Below are 19,928 nucleotides of genomic sequence, written 5' to 3' on the forward strand. Positions count from 1 at the left end.
GATTTGGTCTTTTGCTACTGCCATAAATAAACTCCTTTTCGATAAGAATTGTCATATCTGTAATTCTTACCAAAAAGGAGCCATTTTTTACCAAAGCCACAAAGTTTTTTACACTACCACGACAGCGTCCTTTATTCCATTATTCTTCCCCTTTGTTGTCTATAGTTTTCACGCCAGTTCCTCCGGATCTTTATCCGGATTTTCCAGCTCTTTTATGGCAAGCTTAAAACCGTTCTGGGCAGCCTTCATCCGCCAGAAATCTGACTTTTCCTCATCTTTTTCCACTCCTTCTCCGTAACGGTAGAGTACAGAGAGGTTGTACTGGGCAGCAGGGATATTGGCATTTGCAGCTTTTTCAAATAGCTGGAAAGCTTTGACCGGGTCGTATGGAACAGGTTGTCCGGAGAGATAGGAGACGCCCATACAGCACATAGCCCGGAAGTCTCCTTGTGCGCCAGCCTTTTTATACCAGTCGAAGGCCTTGGAGGGATCTGGTTTTGTTCCCAGGCCTTCCTCATAGCACCGTCCCATATTAAACTGGGCGTTGACATTTCCGTCTTTGGCCGCCTGTTCCATATACCGGAGGCCTTTCCGCTCATCTTTTTCCACGCCTTTTCCCTGGTAATACATAAGCGCCAGGTGCATGGCGGCTTCAGCTTGCCCCTTTTTTGCCGCTTTCTCATACCAGACGGCGGCCTGGGCCAGATCTACAGAGGTGCGGATTCCGTTTTCATAGTAATAGCCTACTCCATAAATAAAATCTCTCTGGCCGTTTTCCGCCAGAATTTTTAGTTCTTCTACACTGAGATTCAGATTTTTAACGTTCATAAGTAACTCCTTGAAATTTAGTAAAGCCGATATATCGGCGGATTATTTTCTGATATCTTAGTATAGCATAAGACAGGATATTTGTGTATAAATAAAGAGACAAGTATTTTGGAATACATGTTATAATACAGACAGAAAATAATTTAACAGTCTGCTCGCTGAGAAAGGGCGTGATTACATGAGTAATAAAGAGCGTATTATGGAGTTGATAGATGGGATACCTGACAGAAGACTGGTGTTTATAGTGGATATGCTGGAATCTCTAAAGGCTTATGCGAGAGAGGAGATTCCACCAGATGAATGGGATCTTCAGATGATTCAGGAAGCGGAAAAAGAAAATGATGGAAAAACTATAAGTTTTGAAGAAATATTTTGAAGGCGATATCTGAATTGCCAGAAGGAACAGATATAAAACGCCTTCAGGGGTATGATCTGTTTAGACTCAGAGTAGGTACTATCAGGGTGATTTACTCCATTGATGAGGAAATGAAAATTATTAATATTGAAAATATCGGAAATAGAGGAGACATCTATAAAAGATATTAGAAAATCTTAGAGGGCATAAAAAGATTAGAGAAGTAACAAAGCTTTTTATGCCCTCTTTATGTTCAGCCGCTGACTATGGACAAAGAAGCAAAGTCGTACCAAATCAGGGAAAGCAGCAATAGTCCCAGGGAAACAGAGGTAAAAATGATCTCAAGGATAAAAAAGGTACAGTGATGTTTTTTCTTGAGGATCAAAAGTACAAGGATAAAAAGGTTAAGGACAATCCACAGTCCCCAAAGACCATAAAACCAGGTAAAGGGAGTGGTCAGAAGATAATTTCTGCTGTATCCCCGAAAAGTAAATAATCTCAAATAAAAGGCTGTGAAATAAAAAACACCATGGAAAAGAAATAATGCGATATAAAAAGTATTTGATTTTTTCAATTTTATCACCTTCTGATTTCAATGGCGCCGGTTAAAGAATGGCTGTGTCAGCCCCATGCCAGGCGAATGATCCGAAACTGTCTTATATATATCATCTGACTGCGGGTCTGTCAATCTATATTCTAAGATAGCTCTGTTTTCTTATGGAAAGAAAAGTAAAAATAGAGTTTACAAGAGCCGGACAGGCGTATATAATAGAAACCGGACAAAAAATATCTATATTCATATATAAACGGAGGAAAAACAATGCTTGAATTAAGAGATGTTTCTTTTCGTGTAGACGACGAAAAGGACAAGGAGAAGGATATCCTGGAGCATGTAAGCTTTACCCTGGAGGACAATAAGTTTGTTGCCATTACAGGACCGAACGGGGGCGGAAAGTCCACTATGGCCAAGATCATTGCCGGTATCCAGAAGCCCACGGAAGGAAAGATCTTCTTTGACGGAGAAGACATTACAGACTGGAGCGTTACAGACAGAGCCAAAGCCGGTATCAGCTATGCTTTTCAGCAGCCGGTGCGGTTTAAAGGCGTGACGGTCTTTGACCTGATCAATCTGGCTGCAGGAAAAGAGATTTCCCTTTCAGGAGCCTGTCAGTACCTTTCTGAGGTAGGGCTTTGTGCGAAAGATTATATTAACAGAGAAGTAAATTCCAGTCTTTCCGGAGGCGAGATGAAACGTATTGAGATCGCCACCGTTATGGCCAGAAATACTAAATTATCTGTTTTTGACGAGCCGGAGGCAGGGATCGACCTTTGGAGCTTCCAGAATCTGATCCATGTGTTTGAAAATCTTCACAAAGAAAAACATGGTTCCATTCTGATCATCTCTCATCAGGAAAGGATCCTGAATACAGCAGATGAAATCCTTGTGATCGCAGAAGGTAAGCTGGTGAAGAGAGGAACCAGAGACGAAGTGCTGCCGGGACTGTTAAATGCGGCAGATGCTCCGGAAGATACAGCAAACTGCGCCATTTGGCAAAAAGGAGGACTGAACTGATGGATACAATACAGAAAGAACTTTTAGAGGCGGTTTCCGGACTCCATGAGATTCCGGTGGGAGCCTATAATATCCGCACAAACGGCAAGACGGAGGCCAGAAACAGCACAGAACATATTGAGATTCTGCCAAGAGAAAGCGGAGACGGCATCATCATCAAGATTAAACCGGGAACAAAAAATGAAAGTGTGCATATTCCCGTAGTGCTGTCCCAGGCAGGCCTGAAAGAGACCGTTTACAATGATTTTTATATTGGTGACGACTGTGACGTGACCATTATTGCAGGATGCGGTATCCACTGCGGTACTGATGACGGAAGCCAGCATGATGGTATCCACAGCTTCTTTATCGGAAAAAATTCCAGAGTAAAATATGTGGAGAAGCATTATGGAACCGGCGACGGAAAAGGTCAGAGGATCATGAATCCGGAGACTATCATTGAAGTGGGCGAAAACAGCTATATGGAAATGGACACTGCTCAGATTAAAGGTGTGGACTCTACTATCCGTAAGACCACTGCAAAACTGGCGGACCACGCCAGCATTAAGGTTATGGAAAGACTGATGACCCATGGTATCCAGAAGGCAGAGAGCCGTTTTATCGTAGATATGAACGGAGAGGATTCAGGGGCCAACATCATTTCCCGTTCTGTTGCAAGGGATGACTCCTACCAGTTATTCCAGTCTGTCTTAAACGGAAATGCCAAATGCAGCGGTCATACAGAATGCGATGCCATTATCGTAGGCAACGCCAAGATCAGTTCTATTCCGGAGATTACGGCCAACAATTCCGATGCAGCTCTGATCCATGAGGCAGCTATCGGAAAAATCGCCGGAGAACAGATCATTAAACTGATGACTCTGGGACTGACCGAGGAAGAGGCAGAAGAGCAGATCATCAGCGGATTTTTGAAATAATCAGACGTATTTTAGACTCTTTCTCTGATAAAATAGAAGCAACTATAAAACGATAGGGACTGTGATATGAAACAGATCAATATTCTTGATTTGGCTTCGTGCCACAGTCCCATGGATATTGGGAATGAGGGTGTTTCTATGGTTTATAACAATGTAAGACATGAGTGCAATCTGTACAATTTCTTCTTTGCTCCCAGAGGGAACAAAAGAATGATGGAACTGGGGAGAAAGATTACCCAGATGTATCTGAATCCCTTTGACCGTATCATCGGAATCATTGGGGCAAAGGACTCAGGAAAGAGCTGGCTGATCAAGGGGATGTTTCCTGGAATCCAGACAGTAGAGGAAGACGATGAATTTGATATTCTGAACATGCCTCTTTTAAATTCTGAGGAAGTGGGATTTTACACGCCAAAGACCTTTCATGTAGATGTGCGGACAGCAAAAAAATATGTGTCTTTGGAGGAGATCGCAGAGGCTGTTCGCCATGTGACCTCCCAGCATAAGCGGGTAATTGTGGAGCATTTTGAGATTTTATATCCGGCTTTAAAGAGAAATGCAGACCTGCTGATCGGAATTGGAGAAGAGGTTATCGTTACCAGACCTTCTCTTTTCGGACCGCCGCCGGACAATATTGCCCAGATTGCTTTCAGTTCTCTTATATATCGGAAGATGGCTCACAGTGCTGAAGATCTTTTTGGATACTGTGTGAAGGACATTCCCAGGCCAGACTATCACCGCTCGGATATCCGCCATGGATTTGCCATAAATTATCAGAGCAGGCCGGAGTTTGATCTGGAGGAAATAGAAGCAAAGATACTGGATATAATCCGGCAGGACCTTCCTATAGTCCCCTATGATGAAGAACATGTGAAAATCGGGGATTATCTCATGCACTGTACAGGTCCTTTGATGCATGTGGAGAGTACAGGGAAGATAGAGAACTTTTCTCTGATGAAGGAATTCTATTATGAACCCAGGTTCAACTATTATGTGGTGGCTGGAACAGTGGGAGTAAAACACACGGAGAATGAGACTGACGAAGAGGTCAATAAGATAGAGATAGCTGATGAACCTTTGTAAATCAGGTGTTGACAAGTTCCTGAAAAAAGAGTATTTGTATTAATAGAGTTAGTGATAACTAAAAAGACTCTCAGGAGATGGATAAGATGATCGCAGATATATTGGTACTTACAGTAATTGGGATCTGCTGCGGATTTGTGATCCGCAGGCAGATTAAAATCAGGAAAAATCCCCAGGCTGGGTGCAGAGGCTGTTCCGGCTGCGGCGGAAACTGTCCTGGGAGCAGAGAAAAGGATTATTGTGATATGAAAAATCCAGGAAAGTAGGGACTTGTTATGACAGATGCAATTATATTGATAATTGTGCTGATTGTACTGATTTTTGCAGTAAAAGGCACGGTAAAGCATTTTAAGGGAGAAGGAGCCTGCTGCGGAGGCGGAAGCAGTACGGTGAAAGCCAAGAGAAAGATGCTGAAGAATCCTAAAATAGGAGAAAAGATCATCCAGATTGAAGGGATGCACTGTGAACATTGCAGGCAGAGCGTGGCCTCAGAGCTGAATAAGATTGACGGTGTGGCTGCGAAAGTGGATTTGAAGAAAAACAGAGCAATCGTCTCTTTCGACAGACCGGTAGAAGATGAAACCTTGCGGCTGGCAGTGGAAAAAGCCGGTTTTAAGGTGGTTTCTATCGGCTGAGAGAAGCAGAAAGGATTGAAGCAGATGGGACTGGAACTGAGGTATGAAACCTATGTCAGGAAGCGCTATTCTTGATTTGGTTTTATGGGCAGTTCCAGTCCCTTTTTCTAAATTTTATTCTATATTCCCTAAAGAGGGAACTTTGACAGTGCAATACACGGATAGTACAATGGAGATATACAAAAGCTGATAAAAAGGAGAGGTTTCTGCCAGAGAAGAAAGGAAGGATGAATATGGCAATACATGTACTAGATGAGGCTAAAAGATGTTTGAACTGTAAAGTCCCCCAGTGCCAAAAAGGGTGCCCGATCCATACTCCCATTCCCCAGGTGATCCAGCTTATGCTCAACGGAGAGCTGGACAAGGCGGGATGGATGCTTTTTGAGAACAATCCTCTGACTACGGTATGCAGTCTGGTCTGTAATCACGAAAATCAATGTGAGGGACATTGTGTCCTTGGTAAAAAGGGAGCTCCGGTACACTTTTCCACCATTGAAAATTATATTTCCAGTACCTACAGTTCAAAAATGGTAAAAGGACCGGCAGAGCCAAATGGAATGCGGGTGGCGATCATCGGCTCCGGTCCAGCCGGATTGACCATTGCAGTCCTTCTGGCCAGGAAGGGATATCAGGTAACTATTTTTGAAGGAAAGGATAAAATCGGAGGTGTGCTGCGGTATGGTATTCCGGAATTCCGTCTGCCAAAGAGCGTGCTGGATGACTTTGAATACAGACATCTGCTTCTGAAAGACATCAAAGTGCGGCCAAATACGACCATTGGCGGGGCGATCACCATAGACGACCTTCTGAGAGACGGCTATAAGGCAATTTTTGTGGGAACCGGAGTGTGGCGTCCAAATACTCTCCACATTAAGGGAGAAACTCTGGGACATGTACATTTCGGCATAAATTATCTGAATAATCCGGACAGCTTCCACCTGGGAGAACGGGTCATTGTTATAGGAGCAGGAAATTCCGCCATGGATGTGGCCAGAACAGCCTTACGTAAAGGTGTACGCTGGCTTCAGTGCTTTTCCAGAACGTCTACAGTAGCGGCCAGCCAGCATGAATATAATTATGCACTGCTGGAAGGGGTAGAATTTGTCTATTGTAAGATACCGGTAGAGATTACCGATGAAGGGGTCATCTTTGCTGATGCAGAGGAAAAAGAAGACGGCTCCATTGAGCAGATTCCGGGAACAGAAAAGCTTTACCCTGCGGACAGCGTGATCATCTCCATTAGCCAGGGCCCCAGAAATCAGCTTGTAAACACTACAAAAGGGTTGGATGCCAACCAGAGAGGACTGCTGGTGGCAGATGAGGAGGGGCATACCTCACGTCCGGAAATCTTTGCCAGCGGTGATGTAGTAAATGGCGCAAGAACTGTAGTGGAGGCAGTCGCCCATTCCAAAAAAGTGGCAGAGGCCATGGATAAATATATGCAGGGCTTAAAAGAAGAAGAATAGGAAATCGCTAAAACTCCAGGCGGAAATTATAGTCATGAAAGCCTGGAGTTTTTGCTGTCTACAGTATTTTTTTGTTAAAAATAAAAAAAATATAAAGTATTTCTTGACAGAATCAATTAGTTAGAATATACTAATCATTGTGAAAGGTAGCGATACCTAACTTAACAAAAAGGATTTAAAGAGACTTTTTGTATTTAGTTAGAAAGGACAAAGAATATGACTTTATTGGATGCCAAAGAAGGCGAAGAATATATTATAAAAGACATTGCCACAGACGATGAGGAACTGGAGGCCTTCCTGTTTTCTCTGGGATGTTATACAGGGGAGCCTATTACGGTAGTTTCCCATTTAAAAGGCGGATGTGTGGTTTCCATTAAAGATGGCAGATATAATATTGATACTGATTTAGCCAAGGCTATTTCAATATAAAATAAGCAGTGATCCTGTTCACTGAAAAAATTTAATAATTGGCCATAGGTTAGTAAAAACTAATTTTTGTTTGCGCCAACTAATTGGATGAAGGAGGAACCTTGTATATGAGAATTGCTTTTGCAGGAAATCCTAACAGCGGAAAAACCACCATGTACAATGCGTTAACAGGAAGAAATGAACGTGTTGGAAACTGGGCCGGTGTTACGGTAGAGCGAAAGGAAAGCCCGATCAAAAAGGCTTACTATGATGGAGGGGAAGAATTGATCGCAGTGGACTTGCCTGGCGCCTATTCTATGTCTCCCTTTACTTCAGAAGAGAGCATCACCAGCAGTTATGTGAAAAATGAACATCCAGATGCGATCATTAACATTGTGGATGCCACAAACTTAAGCCGAAGCCTGTTTTTTACCACACAGCTTCTGGAACTGGGCGTTCCTGTAGTAGTAGCTTTAAATAAAAGTGATATTACAGAAAAGAAACAGACAAAAATCGATATAAAGCGTCTGTCTGAGAAGCTGGGCTGTCCGGTGGTGAAGACCGTCTCTACTTCCTCGGGACATGAAGGGTTGAAAGAGGCTGTAAGCCAGGCTGCCGCCTTATATGGAAAAGGGCAGAAGGCGCCTTATGTCCAGGCAGATATCGACCTTCATGACAAAAGCGCAGTAGAAGCTGCGGACAGAAAACGTTTTGATTTTGTAAACAATATTGTAAAGGAAGTAGAAAAGAGAAAAGTCTTTACAAAAGATAAGACTATTCAGGATAAGATTGACGCGGTGATCACCCATAAGATCATTGGTATTCCCATTTTTGCCGTGATTATTTTCCTGGTTTTCTACATATCTCAGACTACACTGGGAACCTGGATCGCAGACTGGCTGGTTGCCTGGATTGAAACCTTCCAGGGATGGGTAGGCGGAATGATGGAAAATGCCAATCCTCTGCTGTATGCAATCCTGGTTGACGGTATTATTGGCGGCGTTGGCGCAGTAGTAGGTTTCCTGCCGCTGGTAATGGTTATGTATTTCCTCATTGCTCTTCTTGAGGACTGCGGTTATATGGCCCGTGCCACTGTTGTACTGGACCCGATTTTTAAAAGAGTAGGTCTTTCCGGTAAATCTGTAATTCCTATGGTGATCGGTACCGGATGTGCGATCCCAGGCGTTATGGCCTCCCGTACTATCCGCAATGAGAGAGAGCGGAGAACAACCGCTATGCTGACGCCATTTATGCCCTGTGGAGCTAAAATTCCTGTAATCGCATTATTTGCCGGAGCTTTCTTCGCAGACGCATGGTGGGTATCTGCAACTATGTATCTGGTAGGTATTGTACTGGTCCTTCTGGGAGCACTCCTTGTAAAGAGGATCACTGGACAGAAATATCGTAAATCTTTCTTCATCATTGAGCTTCCGGAATATAAAGTTCCTAGCTTAAAGAGAGCCTGCGTATCCATGCTGGAGCGTGGTAAAGCATATATCATCAAAGCCGGAACCATTATCCTGGTCTGCAACACAGTGGTTCAGATCATGCAGAGCTTTAACTGGCAGTTCCAGCTTGTGGCAGAAGGTGCAGAGAGCACTTCTATCCTGGCAAGTATTGCCCATCCGATCTCCATTTTATTTATTCCTCTGGGATTCGGCGTATGGCAGCTTGCAGCAGCAGCAGTTACCGGTTTTATCGCCAAAGAGAACGTAGTAGGTACTCTGGCTGTTGTTTATGGTGTGACAAACCTGATTGATACGGAAGAACTGGCGCTGGTGGGAAGCGGCAGCGATGTAGCAACTGTTATGGGACTTACAAAGGTTGCTGCCCTGGCATACCTGATGTTTAACCTGTATACGCCTCCTTGTTTTGCGGCTCTGGGAGCTATGAACTCGGAAATGAAGAGCGGAAAATGGCTCTTCGGCGGTATCTGCCTCCAGCTTGCTACCGGCTATACAGTAGCGTTCCTTGTATATCAGATTGGTACCCTGGCTGCTACTGGCGCTCTGGGAACAGCCTTTGTTCCAGGACTGATTGCTATTTTAGTATTTGCAGCTATTATCATCTGGAGAATACGCAAATCCGATCAGGAATTCGCAGCAGAATACAGTCTGCATGCATAAGAAAATAATTTTTCAGCCGGCAGGAAATTCTCCCGCCGGCTGCTTCTTCTTAGTACAGAGAGTTTTGAATGGAGGAGAGGACAGTATATGGAAAATGTGATTGCACTTCTTGTTCTGGTCATTATCTTAGGTCTGGCAGTTTCTTATATTGTGAAAGCCAAGAAAAAGGGCGTGAAATGTATCGGCTGTCCAGCTGGCGCAAGCTGTCCCAGTGCTGGGAAAATGAAGAAAAAGAAACTGGAGGGTCCGGTACTGGGCAAAAAGATCATGGAGATTTCCGGCATGAGCTGTGACCACTGCGTGATGAATGTGACTGCAATGTTGAACAGGATCGACGGTGTCAGCGCCGAGGTGAATCTTTCTAAAGGAAGAGCCGTAGTTTCCTATGACCGGGAAATCGGAGATGATATTTTGAAGGATGCTGTGGAAATGATCGGGTATCAGGTTACCGGGATCAGACAGAAGTAGAAGTCAATAAAGAGAAGTAGTTTAAAAGGCTGCAGTACAAACAAGGTTTGAAAGAAATTTTGCCTTGTTTATACTGCGGCCTTTTTAAATATTTCATAGGCGCTTTTGGTAAATCCACTGGAGAAGATTGATCAATGCATAGAGCAGTATTGCCATGACGCAGAGTATCACAATGGACATGATCATGGTGGTAAGCTGGAAGACCTGGCTGGAATAGATGATCAGATATCCCAGGCCTCGCTTGCTGCCGATCATTTCCCCGATCACGATACCAATGAGAGAAAGGCCGATATTTACTTTCATAACGCTTAAGATCAAAGGGACCGACCCGGGAAGGATCACTTTCAGCAGTTCATCTTTCTTGTTTCCTCCCAATGTTCGGATAAGCTTTAGTTTATCCGGGTCTGTCTCGCAGAATCCCGTATAAAGATTCATAATGGCTCCGAAGACAGCCACAGAGATTCCTGCCAGGATAATGGTTTTCATATTGCTGCCCAGCCACACAATGAGAAGAGGGGCCAGAGCAGATTTTGGAAGACTGTTCAGCACTACCAGATAAGGCTCCAGAATGAGAGACAGCCGGGGAAAGGCCCAGAGGAGCACACCGCAGCCGATTCCCAGTATGGTTACCAGTGCAAAGCTTATGAGAGTTTCCAGAAGGGTAATGGAAACGTGGTCGATCAAGGTGTGGTCCAGAAGCATTTCCCACATCTTTTCCAGGATCTGCCCCGGGCTTGAAAAGATAAAAGAGTCAATGAGCCCGGTTCTTGCAGATATCTCCCACAGTCCTACTAAAAATACAAATAGAAGAACTCTGGAGACCTGTATAAGAATGGAATTCCGTCTGATGGACAGAAGATATTTTTTCTGCCGCAGGGAAACCGGCTCAGAGTTCTTCATGGCGGTTCAGCTCCTTCCAGATTTCATTAAAATAATTTTTAAATTCCGGAGCGCTTCGGGAGGCCATGGGAGTCCGGTCTTCCAGATCAAACTCTATAGAGATGATTTTCTGTACGGTGGCTGGCCGCCTGCTGAAAACAATGACCCGGTCTGCCATGCTCACGGCTTCTGAAATATCATGGGTTACCAGTATAGCGGTTTTTTCTTCCTTCCTGATGATCTTTCCAATATCGTCGCCTACAGAAAGCCTGGTCTGATAATCCAGGGCGGAGAAGGGCTCGTCAAGGAGGAGAAGCTCCGGGTCAAGGGCCAGGGTGCGGATCAGAGCCGCTCTTTGGCGCATGCCTCCGGAAAGCTGGGATGGCCGTGAATCCTTAAACTTATCCAGCCCGTAATCGGTAAGGAGATGTTCTGCTCTTTCAATATTTTCTTCGGATTTTTTCTTCTGTATCTCAAGACCCAGCAGAACATTGCTGTATATGGTGCGCCATTCAAAAAGATGGTCCTTTTGAAGCATATAGCCGATATTGGTGGCGGTCTCTTCCATAGGCTTTCCCTTTAAGAGGATTTCTCCTTTTTCAGGCTTCAGAAGTCCGCAGAGCATATCCAGAAGGGTAGATTTACCTACAGAAGACCAGGGGAAACAAAAAGAGCCGGAAGGCATAGTATAGCAGAGAGAAGGAAAAGGCGGGAGAAGAATGAGAGACCGGGAAATCCCAATGGAGATCATAGAGCAGGGAGAACTGCGCCGAAAAGAAATCCTGGACTTCTGGGCTGTACAGATTGGAGAAAAGTTGAGGGAAGAAGTGCCGTCAAAAGAAGAGAGAATAGAAATCCTGGACCGGATTTTGAAAAATCTCAGCTACCCTTCTGAATGCCCTTGATTTTGCAGAAAAAGAGGTTGGATTTGCGGAATAGAGATTGTTTTTCGACTATTATGCGGTACAATATAATTAGAAACTACATACGGATAATATCATTTCCTTACAGAGAAAGGCGGCAGGCCGCCAAAGGAGGCGTTCCTATGAAGAAAAATCGGTGGCAGCAGTTAAAATACGATAATGAAAACAAACAGTGGAAACTGGAGCCGGAGAACCAGGAAACACTGGAGGAAATTATTCGTTTTCTTTATCACGAAAAGGTAGGGGTGATGGAAAGTGAGCTGATCCGCAGGGATTTGATCAGTATGGCCCAGGAAGCAGAAAAAAACGGAGAAAAATTAAAAACCCGGCTGGGTGATATGGAAGCCTTTGCCCGGGAACTTGTTTCAGAGAGAAAGAAATCCTGCAAAGAAGAAAGGCTTTATTATAGCCTTTGGAAAACAGGAAAATATCTTTATATTCTTTGGATTTCTCTTGCTGGAATAATATTTGTAAATGCCCTGTCAATGATACGGGCCGGCTTAGATCCCGGTATTGCGGAAGGAGTAAATTTTCTTTTTATTCCCTATTGCATTTTATTAGCTTTTTTAATCTATTCTTATGACATATATGTCCAAAACCTGTTTCCTCTTAAAGGAACAGGAGGGAAAGTTCTGAGGGGGATTCTGGTTGTGGGATTCTTATTCCTCCTGAATGTGCTGCCCCGTTTTACTGCTGATCTCTGGAGCTCAGAGACTCTGGAGATACTAAGGGTGCCAAACCTGATCTACCTGCCGCTGATCCTGGCAGCCTGGCTGGTTTCCAGGTGGGGGTATCTGCGGTTCAGCCAGTATGTGGAGAGAATAAACCTATAAACAATATACATTACGGAATGCCAGCTTTGGGTGTACAAGGAGATCTTTGTCCCTGGTGCACCCAGGGCAGAGCCGCGAAAAAAGAAAGAAGCAGGAACAGTTCAGATAGAACTTCCTGCTTCTTTCTTCTACGACAGATATATTCAGAAATTCTCTGGTCTTACAGAAAAAGGGATACTGCACAATATACCAGCAGTAAAGCCATGACCAAATTTACGGCCTTTGTATGCCGGGCAAAGAATCTGCAGAAAGCAGAACCGAACAGGGCCCATACATAGGAACTGGAAGCACCGATGAGGGTCAGGACCAGGACAAAGCCGAAAAGGATCAGAGGAGAGGAATATAAGGGCAGGATATAAAGGGACATGGCGGTAATGGCGTAGATGTAGATTTTGGGATTCATAAACTGCAGGAGCATTCCGGCAGTGAAGCTGGCTTCTTTGCCCCCTTCTGCCTTCAGGTCTCCGGAGCTTTTCCATACCTTCCATGCCAGATAGAGCATATACCCGGCCCCCAGTATCTGCATGAGGAACTTTACTTTGGGAAGAAGGGTATATAAAGTGGCGCTGAACAGGGTACAGATACTCATAACAAAGAAAAATCCAGCAGTGATTCCAAAGTTAAAGGAGACACTGCGGCGAAAGCCCAGCCGGGCTGCATTGCTCATAGAGAGCAGATTATTGGGGCCTGGGGTATAGGCGGTAATAAAGCAGTAGATTAAAAAATCATACAATGGGAACAAAGAAACCACTCCTTCTTTCTTGTAATATTTTCATCTTTACAAACAGCGAGTATAATTTTATAATGTAATAAAATGTATACTATACTGTTGAAATTACAATATAATAATATATCTATATCAATATAATGTCAATAGGGAAGTGATATTTTGGACTCAATGAATAAGATTGTTGCAAGAAACGTGAAAGACCTCCGGGAAAAGAACAATCTGAGCATGGATGAGCTGGTCAGGCTCAGCGGAGTCAGCAAGAGTATGCTGGCCCAGATCGAGAGGGGGGACGCCAATCCTACGATTTCTACTTTATGGAAAATTTCCAATGGATTGAAGGTGCCTTTCGACGCCCTTACCCTGCGGCCAAAATCCGATTATGAAATTGTAAAAACAGAGGAGGTCCAGCCTCTTTTGGAAGATGAGGGAAAAGTCAGAAATTATTCTCTCTTTCCTGATGATGAGAACCGGAGATTTGCAGTCTATTATCTGGAACTGGATCCGGGCAGCTTCTGGGAATCAGAACCTCATCTGAAAGGAACTGCGGAATTTATTACAGTTTTTGCCGGGAGCCTGGAGGTACGGACCGGGGACCGGGTGTTTACTGTAGCGAAAGGAGAAAGTATCCGGTTTCCGGGAGACAGGATCCATTCTTACAGAAATACAGGGCAGGAGATGACGGTCCTGCATATGATCTTATACAATCCATGAGAAATGAGAGAAAAGCTATGAAAAATATTATGATCATAGGAGCGGCTGTGGGAGATGTGCTGGTTTATCCGGCGTCTCCTGAGGTTTTTGCCGCAGGTTCCTGGCCGGCCAGGGAAATCCTCTTGTCTACAGGGGGAGACGGACTGAATGAAGCCACGGTTCTGGCAGATCTGGGAAAAAGTCCCTACCTGTGTACTTTACTTGGAAAGGACAAGATGGGAGAAATGGTGAGGGCTCACTGTGAAGCAAGAGGAATCCGCAAGGATTTCCTTCAGTATGACCAGGATATTCCTACGGGATTAAATGTAGTATTAGTCCAGGAGAACGGAGAGAGAAGCTTTCTGACCAATCCGGCCAGCTCTCTGCGAAAGTTGAAAAGGGAACACATTCCCAGGAAGTTTCCCGAGGACGTGGGTATCCTCTGCCTGGCCAGTATTTTTGTCTCTCCCTGTCTGGAAAACCAGGAACTTTCAGAGATTTTTGCCAGAGCAAAAGAGCAGGGGCTCACAGTCTGCGCGGACATGACCAAGAGGAAAAAAGGAGAGACAGCCTGGGATATGAAGGAGACTTTCTCCCAGGTGGATTACCTTTTTGCCAACCAGGAGGAGGGCCAGCTGCTGACTGGAAAATCTGCACCGGAAGAGATTGCCCATGCACTATTAGAATGTGGGGCAGGCTGTGCAGTGATCAAGACGGGAGGGAAAGGCTGCTATATAAAAAACAAAAAAGAAGCTTTTGCCATTCCCGGATTTTCTGTAGAATGTGTGGATACCACCGGAGCAGGAGACAGCTTCTGCGCCGGGTTCCTTTACGGACTGTCTGAGAAGAAAGATCTGTATACCTGCGGACTGTACGGAAATGCCTGCGGTGCTCTGGCCGTCCGGCAGGTGGGAGCCTGCAGGGAAAAGATTTTATGGAAAGATGTGGATAAAATAATCAAAGAACAGGGGAAGAAAAATGGATAAGAAACTCTATGAGGCGTATATAAAGATTCTGGAGGAAGAGCTGGTACCTGCCATGGGCTGTACAGAACCTATTGCCATTGCCTATGGAGCAGCTCTGGCCAGAGAGACTCTGGGGAGCCTGCCTAAGAAAGTGATCATCAGCGCCAGCGGAAATATCATTAAAAACGTAAAAAGCGTAGTAGTGCCAAATACCGGCGGCCTTCGGGGAATTCCTGCCGCAGCAGCAGCGGGAGTTGTGGCCGGAAAGGCAGAGAAAAAGCTGGAAGTACTGGCAGATATTACTTCAAAGGAAGTAGAAGAGATCAGCGCCTATCTGAAGGCGGCAGCTTTTGAGGTGAAAACTGTGGAATCCGGCTGTGTTTTTGACATTATCGTAGAGCTTCAGGGAGAGGGACATCAGTGCTCTGTGCGGATCCAGGGACATCATACAAATGTAGTCTATGTGGAGAAAGACGGAGAAGTCCTGCTGGATAAGGATTATGCAGAAGGACAGGAAGGAGAGCGGACAGACAGAAGCCTGCTCAGTGTGGAAGAGATCATCCGGTTTGCAGACCAGGTGGAGATTTCCCATGTAGAAAAGGTGATCCAGAGGCAGATTGATTATAACACGGCCATTGCCCAGGAAGGTCTCAGTGGAAAATGGGGCGCCGGAATCGGAAAGATCTTACTGCTGTCTTACGGAAACAGTGTCCATAACCGGGCCAAGGCCATGGCTGCTGCAGGCTCTGATGCCAGAATGAACGGCTGCGATATGCCGGTAGTGATCAATTCCGGCAGCGGAAACCAGGGAATGACCGCCTCTCTTCCGGTTATTGTTTACGGAGAAGATATGAAGGTATCCAGAGAAACACTGATAAGGGCCCTTGTGGTTTCCAATCTGGTGACCATACACTTAAAATCCGGCATCGGTACGCTGTCCGCTTACTGCGGCGCTATCAGTGCAGGCTGCGGAGCCGGAGCGGGGATTACTTATCTCTATGGAGGCAGATTTAAGGAAATCGCTCATACTATTGTAAATGCTCTGGCCATTAATTCCGGAGTTGTCTGCGACGGAGCCAAAGCAAGCTGTGCGGCAAAGATCGCCTCTGCAGTGGAGGCCGGTACTCTGGGAATGAAAATGTATCAGTTCGGCAGTGAATTTTATGGGGGAGACGGCATTGTGGCCTCTGGAATCGAGGAGACCATCGAAAACGTATCCCAGCTTGCCAGAGACGGCATGAGAGAAACCGATAAAAAGATCATCGACATTATGATCCGCAATCAGGGAAAGGAGAAACAGAAGGAAGATCCTCTGCATATACTATAAGGAACCCAAGGAAAAGAAGGGATTCCTGTGCGGATCGCTGTTTATGTGAGAAAGTCAAAATGGACAGGCAGAGGAGAGAGCATTGAAAATCAGATCTTCCTGTGCCGGGAATACATAGAAAAATATATAGAAAATTCCCGGGAAGCCCAGATCCTGGTCTACAGGGACGAAGGGTTTTCCGGGAAGGACACCAACAGGCCTCAGTTTCAGAAAATGTTAGCAGACATGAAACTAAGGCCTTTTCAGTATCTGGTCTGCTACCGGCTGGACCGTCTGGGAAGGAATCTGGCAGATCTGGCTCTGCTCATTGAAAAGCTGAACCGGGAGCATACAGAATTTGTCAGTATCAGGGAACGTTTTGATACCTCCACCCCTATGGGAAAGGCCATGGTGTATTTTTCCGGGGTTCTTGCCCAGATGGAGCGTGAGCAGATCGGAGAGCGGGTCCGGGACAATATGTATCTTCTTGCTAAGAGCGGGAGATGGCTGGGAGGAAATACACCTCTGGGCTTTCAGGTCCGGGAAAAGCTTTACGGAGAGGGGAAGCTTAAAAAGGCCTTTTATCTGGAAGTAAAGGAAAAAGAGGCAGAGATTCCCCGGCTCATCTTCCGGGAGTTTTTAGATTCCCATTCTCTGACTAAAACGGCAGAACTGCTGGTAGAAAGGCAGATTTTTACAAGAAGAGACAGAATTTATACTCCTGAAGCCATAGGGGAAATCCTGGAAAATCCTGTATACTGTCAAAGCGGAGAGAAGGCTTATGAATATTTTGCTTCTCTGGGCTGCCAGATGGGGTTTTCCAGAGAGGAGATCAGAGAGGAAAAGGGGCTCATAAGCTATGGAAGAACGGTATCTTCCAGGTACCGGGGCCAGGAGGCGTCTCCACAGGAATGGATCATCGCCCAGGGAGAACATGAAGGAATGATCTCACAGGAAGACTTTTTAAGAGTACAGAAGCTTCTGAAAAGACATCGCCTGGGAAAACCAGGGGAGGGCCGGGTCCAGAATGAAGCCTGTCTGCTGTCGGGATTTTTATTCTGTTCCTGCGGCTGCAGGATGCGTCCTAAATATTACAGAAGGGAGCAGATTACCACAGAAGGACAGCGGAAATTTTCCTATCGGTGCCCCTGCCGGGATAAAACCAGAGGACGGGATTGTCAGGAGATCCCCCTTTTGGGGAATCTTGGAGACTGCCTGGTGTGGAAATTTCTCATGAAAAAGACAGGCGAAGAGTTTTCTCTGGAAGAAATCTTCCTGGAAATCAGAAGGCGAACGGAGAAGGAAAAATCCCGGGAAGGAGAATGGGAAAAGATACGGAAGGAAGCTCAGGGACTGGAGAGAGAAGCCCGGCGACTGACCCAGAGACTGGCAGAAACAGAAGATGGGGACCTGGCAGAATTTCTAAAAAAAGAGATTCAAAGCCGGCTGGCCCAGAGAGAATATTTGAGAGAAAAGGCGAATGGGGAAAAGAATTCTTTCAACAAGAAAGAGAGAGAAAACATTGCTCGCCGGTATTCGGACCCGAAATTTTTATCCTCATGTTTGTCTGTTCCAAATAAGCGGGCTTATCTGGGACTTTGGGCGGAGAAGCTCATCTGGGAGGGAGGAGTGCTGAAACTTTACCTTTTTGTTTCTCCTGAACTGCCGTAGCATTACCGCAGCCTGAGGGACCTACCACGGCTACGAATTCTCCGGGATAAACCTGAAAAGATATATGAGAAAGGGCGGGAGTTTCCCCGGATTTTGTGTGATAAGCATAACTGATATCTTTAATTTCTAAAAGAGGTGCAGCCATAAGGCACTTCCTTTCCTGTGGGAACCAGAGTTCCTTTTTTGTCATATACCATATGATATGTGGATTTTCCGGTACTTGACAAATATAGTACAAATTATTATAGTATAGAAATAGAAAATGAGGAAATCCTTTTGATGACAATATAGGAGGTGCAGAAGATGAAAATCTTATTTTTTGATACAAAAAGTTATGACAAGGAATCTTTTGAAAAACAGGCACTTAATTATCCAGGTATTGAAATTGAATATCTGAAGACGGATCTGGCTCCGAAGACCGCTCCTCTGGCAAAAGGCTATGATGCGGTATGCGCTTTTGTAAGTTCTGATGTTGGAACACAGACTATGGAAGTCCTTCATCAGGCAGGAGTAAAGCTGATTCTTATGCGCTGTGCCGGATTTAACAATATAGACCTGGAAAAAGCAAAGGAATACGGCATTAAGGTCATGCGTGTGCCGGGGTACTCTCCGGAAGCTGTAGCAGAACATGCCATGACACTGGCTCTGTCGGTAAACCGCCGTATTCATAAGGCCTATGTGAAAGTTCGGGAAAATGACTTCAGCCTGGGGGGACTTATGGGCTTTAACTTCTACCAGAAAACCGCTGGTATCGTGGGAACAGGTAAGATCGGCGCTGCCATGGCAAGGATCTGCAGAGGCTTCGGTATGAAGGTTATTGCCTATGACGTATATGAAAATCCTTCTTTAAAGGATTTTGTGACTTATGTGTCCTTAGATGAACTGCTGGCACAGAGCGACCTGATCTCTCTTCACTGCCCGCTGATGGACAGCACCTATCATCTGATCAATAAAGATACTATTGCCAAGATGAAAGACGGTGTGATCCTGGTCAATACCTCCAGAGGCGGTCTGGTAAAGACCAACGATCTTATCGATGGAATCCGGGCCAGAAAATTTTCCGGCGTAGGACTGGATGTATATGAGGAAGAGACCAAGAATGTTTTCGAGGACCGTTCTGATGAGATTTTGGAACACTCCACCACAGCCAGACTTCTTTCTTTCCCGAATGTTATGATCACTTCCCACCAGGGATTCTTTACCCAGGAAGCTCTGGAGGCTATTTCCAGAACTACTCTGGACAATGCCGTGGCCTTTGAAAAAGGGGAGACTACAGGAAACGAAGTGGAGGCACAGTAGAAAAAATATATTAATCATAGGGAGCTGCCGCATTAAATACTTAGGATTCTGATTAATGCGTCAGCTCCTTTTTACAGGAGAAGATATGAATAAAAGAAATTATCAGAAAGAACTGGAAAAGATCATAGAGGAAAATCAAAAAGAAGGCAGAGTTCCCCGGCTGTTCCTTCATAGCTGCTGCGCTCCCTGCAGCAGCTATGTGCTGGAATATTTAAGTCCGTATTTTGAAATTACAGATTTTTTCTACAATCCCAATATTTCCCCCAGAGAAGAATATGACAAAAGGACCAGAGAGCTTCAGCGGCTCATTGAGGAAATGCCTTTTCTCCATAAGCCCAGGTTTGTAGAAGGGAAATACGACCCTCAGGAGTTCTTTCAGATGGCAAAAGGTCTGGAAGAAGCGCCGGAGGGAGGGGAGAGATGCTTTAAGTGTTACCGGCTCCGGCTGGAAGAGGCGGCCAAAATGGCTTCCAGGGGAGGCTACGATTATTTCACCACCACCCTTACCATCAGTCCCTTAAAAAATGCCCAGAAGCTCAATGAAATCGGAGAAGAACTGGAGCAGATTTATCATGTGAAGCATCTTCCTTCGGACTTTAAGAAGAAAAACGGCTACAAGCGTTCCACAGAGCTTTCCAGGGAATATGGTTTATACCGTCAGGACTACTGCGGCTGTGTCTTTTCTAAAATGGAACGGGAGAGACAAAAAGCGGACAGTCAGCAGCAGTAAAGGGCGAAGCATTCCGGAAATGGAGGAGCTGCCAGAGGAAAAG

Annotated in this window: 23 protein-coding genes and 1 pseudogene; 19 read left to right on the plus strand and 5 right to left on the minus strand. The window is 45.2% G+C overall.

The window, feature by feature from the left end:
* Window positions 1–168: 168 nt before the first annotated feature.
* A complete protein-coding gene (locus B5G33_RS15520; protein ID WP_087418265.1) occupies window positions 169–828 on the minus strand; it encodes a tetratricopeptide repeat protein in 660 nt (219 codons plus the stop codon).
* Between the two features lie 178 nt (window positions 829–1,006).
* Between B5G33_RS15520 and B5G33_RS22025 the strand changes: the two genes are divergently transcribed.
* The 11 genes from B5G33_RS22025 (at window position 1,007) to B5G33_RS15570 (ending at window position 9,859) form a co-directional block, all read left to right on the plus strand.
* On the plus strand, window positions 1,007–1,204 hold the full coding sequence (locus B5G33_RS22025; protein WP_140403136.1) for a hypothetical protein: 198 nt from the start codon (window positions 1,007–1,009) through the stop codon (window positions 1,202–1,204).
* Window positions 1,201–1,374, plus strand: coding sequence for a type II toxin-antitoxin system RelE family toxin (locus B5G33_RS21185; RefSeq protein ID WP_242974721.1), 174 nt, complete (start codon window positions 1,201–1,203; stop codon window positions 1,372–1,374). The genes B5G33_RS22025 and B5G33_RS21185 overlap by 4 nt, the downstream gene beginning before the upstream one ends.
* Before the next feature lie 629 nt (window positions 1,375–2,003).
* Window positions 2,004–2,756 carry an ABC transporter ATP-binding protein gene (locus B5G33_RS15530; protein ID WP_087418267.1) on the plus strand — a complete coding sequence of 251 codons (753 nt, stop codon included), beginning with the start codon at window positions 2,004–2,006 and terminating at the stop codon, window positions 2,754–2,756.
* The gene (locus B5G33_RS15535) at window positions 2,756–3,673 is read left to right on the plus strand and encodes a SufB/SufD family protein (protein ID WP_087418268.1); all 918 of its coding nucleotides are present in this window, start codon (window positions 2,756–2,758) and stop codon (window positions 3,671–3,673) included. The genes B5G33_RS15530 and B5G33_RS15535 overlap by 1 nt, the downstream gene beginning before the upstream one ends.
* A gap of 111 nt (window positions 3,674–3,784) precedes the next feature.
* A complete protein-coding gene (locus B5G33_RS15540; RefSeq protein WP_242974722.1) occupies window positions 3,785–4,756 on the plus strand; it encodes an alanine-tRNA synthetase second additional domain-containing protein in 972 nt (323 codons plus the stop codon).
* An 86-nt stretch (window positions 4,757–4,842) separates the two neighbouring features.
* Window positions 4,843–5,022 (plus strand): FeoB-associated Cys-rich membrane protein, encoded by a 180-nt coding sequence (locus tag B5G33_RS15545; RefSeq protein ID WP_140403134.1) that lies wholly within the window; start codon window positions 4,843–4,845, stop codon window positions 5,020–5,022.
* Between the two features lie 9 nt (window positions 5,023–5,031).
* Window positions 5,032–5,391: a heavy-metal-associated domain-containing protein gene (locus tag B5G33_RS15550; protein ID WP_087418269.1), complete on the plus strand. Its 360-nt coding sequence runs from the start codon at window positions 5,032–5,034 to the stop codon at window positions 5,389–5,391.
* A gap of 233 nt (window positions 5,392–5,624) precedes the next feature.
* Complete coding sequence (locus B5G33_RS15555) at window positions 5,625–6,857, plus strand: NAD(P)-dependent oxidoreductase (RefSeq protein ID WP_087418270.1); 1,233 nt, start codon at window positions 5,625–5,627, stop codon at window positions 6,855–6,857.
* Between the two features lie 216 nt (window positions 6,858–7,073).
* Entirely contained in the window at window positions 7,074–7,286 is a 213-nt protein-coding gene (locus B5G33_RS15560) for a FeoA family protein (protein ID WP_087271461.1), read from the plus strand.
* A 107-nt stretch (window positions 7,287–7,393) separates the two neighbouring features.
* Window positions 7,394–9,391: a ferrous iron transport protein B gene (gene feoB / locus B5G33_RS15565; protein WP_087418271.1), complete on the plus strand. Its 1,998-nt coding sequence runs from the start codon at window positions 7,394–7,396 to the stop codon at window positions 9,389–9,391.
* A gap of 87 nt (window positions 9,392–9,478) precedes the next feature.
* The gene (locus B5G33_RS15570) at window positions 9,479–9,859 is read left to right on the plus strand and encodes a heavy-metal-associated domain-containing protein (RefSeq protein WP_087418272.1); all 381 of its coding nucleotides are present in this window, start codon (window positions 9,479–9,481) and stop codon (window positions 9,857–9,859) included.
* A gap of 93 nt (window positions 9,860–9,952) precedes the next feature.
* Here the strand turns inward: B5G33_RS15570 and B5G33_RS15575 are convergent, their stop codons facing one another.
* Both B5G33_RS15575 and B5G33_RS15580 read right to left on the minus strand, forming a co-directional pair.
* Window positions 9,953–10,759: an ABC transporter permease gene (locus B5G33_RS15575; protein ID WP_087418273.1), complete on the minus strand. Its 807-nt coding sequence runs from the start codon at window positions 10,757–10,759 to the stop codon at window positions 9,953–9,955.
* Window positions 10,746–11,489, minus strand: coding sequence for an ABC transporter ATP-binding protein (locus tag B5G33_RS15580; protein ID WP_087418274.1), 744 nt, complete (start codon window positions 11,487–11,489; stop codon window positions 10,746–10,748). Before B5G33_RS15580 ends, B5G33_RS15575 begins: the two co-directional genes overlap by 14 nt.
* Here B5G33_RS15580 and B5G33_RS21410 point away from each other — a divergent pair.
* On the plus strand, window positions 11,479–11,643 hold the full coding sequence (locus B5G33_RS21410; protein WP_158229633.1) for a hypothetical protein: 165 nt from the start codon (window positions 11,479–11,481) through the stop codon (window positions 11,641–11,643). The genes B5G33_RS15580 and B5G33_RS21410 overlap by 11 nt on opposite strands.
* Before the next feature lie 140 nt (window positions 11,644–11,783).
* A complete protein-coding gene (locus tag B5G33_RS15585) occupies window positions 11,784–12,494 on the plus strand; it encodes a hypothetical protein (protein ID WP_087418275.1) in 711 nt (236 codons plus the stop codon).
* Window positions 12,495–12,654: 160 nt separating this feature from the next.
* Here B5G33_RS15585 and B5G33_RS15590 read toward each other — a convergent pair whose 3' ends face one another.
* The gene (locus tag B5G33_RS15590; RefSeq protein ID WP_087418276.1) at window positions 12,655–13,236 is read right to left on the minus strand and encodes a LysE family transporter; all 582 of its coding nucleotides are present in this window, start codon (window positions 13,234–13,236) and stop codon (window positions 12,655–12,657) included.
* A 156-nt stretch (window positions 13,237–13,392) separates the two neighbouring features.
* On the opposite strand from B5G33_RS15590, the gene B5G33_RS15595 reads away from it, so the two are divergent.
* From B5G33_RS15595 to B5G33_RS15610, 4 genes are read left to right on the plus strand one after another with little or no spacing between them, the layout of a single operon-like run.
* Window positions 13,393–13,935 (plus strand): helix-turn-helix domain-containing protein, encoded by a 543-nt coding sequence (locus tag B5G33_RS15595; RefSeq protein ID WP_330396337.1) that lies wholly within the window; start codon window positions 13,393–13,395, stop codon window positions 13,933–13,935.
* Window positions 13,932–14,900: a carbohydrate kinase family protein gene (locus B5G33_RS15600; protein ID WP_242974723.1), complete on the plus strand. Its 969-nt coding sequence runs from the start codon at window positions 13,932–13,934 to the stop codon at window positions 14,898–14,900. The genes B5G33_RS15595 and B5G33_RS15600 overlap by 4 nt, the downstream gene beginning before the upstream one ends.
* Complete coding sequence (locus B5G33_RS15605) at window positions 14,893–16,206, plus strand: L-cysteine desulfidase family protein (protein ID WP_087418277.1); 1,314 nt, start codon at window positions 14,893–14,895, stop codon at window positions 16,204–16,206. Before B5G33_RS15600 ends, B5G33_RS15605 begins: the two co-directional genes overlap by 8 nt.
* 45 nt (window positions 16,207–16,251) lie before the next feature.
* Window positions 16,252–17,856, plus strand: a complete 1,605-nt coding sequence (locus B5G33_RS15610) for a recombinase family protein (RefSeq protein WP_204247407.1) — start codon at window positions 16,252–16,254, stop codon at window positions 17,854–17,856.
* On the opposite strand, the pseudogene B5G33_RS22635 reads toward B5G33_RS15610, so the two are convergent.
* Window positions 17,852–18,001: pseudogene (locus B5G33_RS22635) on the minus strand (spermidine/putrescine ABC transporter ATP-binding protein); the annotation flags it as partial. The gene B5G33_RS15610 and the pseudogene B5G33_RS22635 overlap by 5 nt on opposite strands.
* Window positions 18,002–18,159: 158 nt before the next feature.
* Between B5G33_RS22635 and B5G33_RS15615 the strand changes: the two are divergent.
* Both B5G33_RS15615 and B5G33_RS15620 read left to right on the plus strand, forming a co-directional pair.
* Window positions 18,160–19,155 (plus strand): 2-hydroxyacid dehydrogenase, encoded by a 996-nt coding sequence (locus tag B5G33_RS15615; RefSeq protein WP_087418279.1) that lies wholly within the window; start codon window positions 18,160–18,162, stop codon window positions 19,153–19,155.
* An 85-nt stretch (window positions 19,156–19,240) separates the two neighbouring features.
* On the plus strand, window positions 19,241–19,885 hold the full coding sequence (locus B5G33_RS15620) for an epoxyqueuosine reductase QueH (protein ID WP_087418309.1): 645 nt from the start codon (window positions 19,241–19,243) through the stop codon (window positions 19,883–19,885).
* The last annotated feature ends 43 nt before the right edge of the window (window positions 19,886–19,928 follow it).

This window comes from Blautia sp. An81 (assembly GCF_002161285.1).
Classification (GTDB): domain Bacteria; phylum Bacillota; class Clostridia; order Lachnospirales; family Lachnospiraceae; genus Blautia; species Blautia ornithocaccae.

Excerpts from the sequence above, each read along its gene's own strand:
- B5G33_RS15540 (WP_242974722.1), top strand. The coding sequence starts at position 3,785 with ATGGATATTGGGAATGAGGGTGTTTCTATGGTTTATAACAATGTAAGA.
- B5G33_RS15575 (WP_087418273.1), bottom strand. The coding sequence starts at position 10,759 with ATGAAGAACTCTGAGCCGGTTTCCCTGCGGCAGAAAAAATATCTTCTG.
- B5G33_RS15555 (WP_087418270.1), top strand. The coding sequence starts at position 5,625 with ATGGCAATACATGTACTAGATGAGGCTAAAAGATGTTTGAACTGTAAA.
- B5G33_RS15595 (WP_330396337.1), top strand. The coding sequence starts at position 13,393 with ATGAATAAGATTGTTGCAAGAAACGTGAAAGACCTCCGGGAAAAGAAC.
- B5G33_RS22025 (WP_140403136.1), top strand. The coding sequence starts at position 1,007 with ATGAGTAATAAAGAGCGTATTATGGAGTTGATAGATGGGATACCTGAC.
- B5G33_RS15530 (WP_087418267.1), top strand. The coding sequence starts at position 2,004 with ATGCTTGAATTAAGAGATGTTTCTTTTCGTGTAGACGACGAAAAGGAC.
- B5G33_RS15620 (WP_087418309.1), top strand. The coding sequence starts at position 19,241 with ATGAATAAAAGAAATTATCAGAAAGAACTGGAAAAGATCATAGAGGAA.
- B5G33_RS15585 (WP_087418275.1), top strand. The coding sequence starts at position 11,784 with ATGAAGAAAAATCGGTGGCAGCAGTTAAAATACGATAATGAAAACAAA.
- B5G33_RS15545 (WP_140403134.1), top strand. The coding sequence starts at position 4,843 with ATGATCGCAGATATATTGGTACTTACAGTAATTGGGATCTGCTGCGGA.
- B5G33_RS21410 (WP_158229633.1), top strand. The coding sequence starts at position 11,479 with ATGGAGATCATAGAGCAGGGAGAACTGCGCCGAAAAGAAATCCTGGAC.
- B5G33_RS15550 (WP_087418269.1), top strand. The coding sequence starts at position 5,032 with ATGACAGATGCAATTATATTGATAATTGTGCTGATTGTACTGATTTTT.
- feoB (WP_087418271.1), top strand. The coding sequence starts at position 7,394 with ATGAGAATTGCTTTTGCAGGAAATCCTAACAGCGGAAAAACCACCATG.
- B5G33_RS15605 (WP_087418277.1), top strand. The coding sequence starts at position 14,893 with ATGGATAAGAAACTCTATGAGGCGTATATAAAGATTCTGGAGGAAGAG.
- B5G33_RS15615 (WP_087418279.1), top strand. The coding sequence starts at position 18,160 with ATGAAAATCTTATTTTTTGATACAAAAAGTTATGACAAGGAATCTTTT.
- B5G33_RS15520 (WP_087418265.1), bottom strand. The coding sequence starts at position 828 with ATGAACGTTAAAAATCTGAATCTCAGTGTAGAAGAACTAAAAATTCTG.
- B5G33_RS15560 (WP_087271461.1), top strand. The coding sequence starts at position 7,074 with ATGACTTTATTGGATGCCAAAGAAGGCGAAGAATATATTATAAAAGAC.
- B5G33_RS15600 (WP_242974723.1), top strand. The coding sequence starts at position 13,932 with ATGAGAAATGAGAGAAAAGCTATGAAAAATATTATGATCATAGGAGCG.
- B5G33_RS15570 (WP_087418272.1), top strand. The coding sequence starts at position 9,479 with ATGGAAAATGTGATTGCACTTCTTGTTCTGGTCATTATCTTAGGTCTG.
- B5G33_RS15535 (WP_087418268.1), top strand. The coding sequence starts at position 2,756 with ATGGATACAATACAGAAAGAACTTTTAGAGGCGGTTTCCGGACTCCAT.
- B5G33_RS15580 (WP_087418274.1), bottom strand. The coding sequence starts at position 11,489 with ATGATCTCCATTGGGATTTCCCGGTCTCTCATTCTTCTCCCGCCTTTT.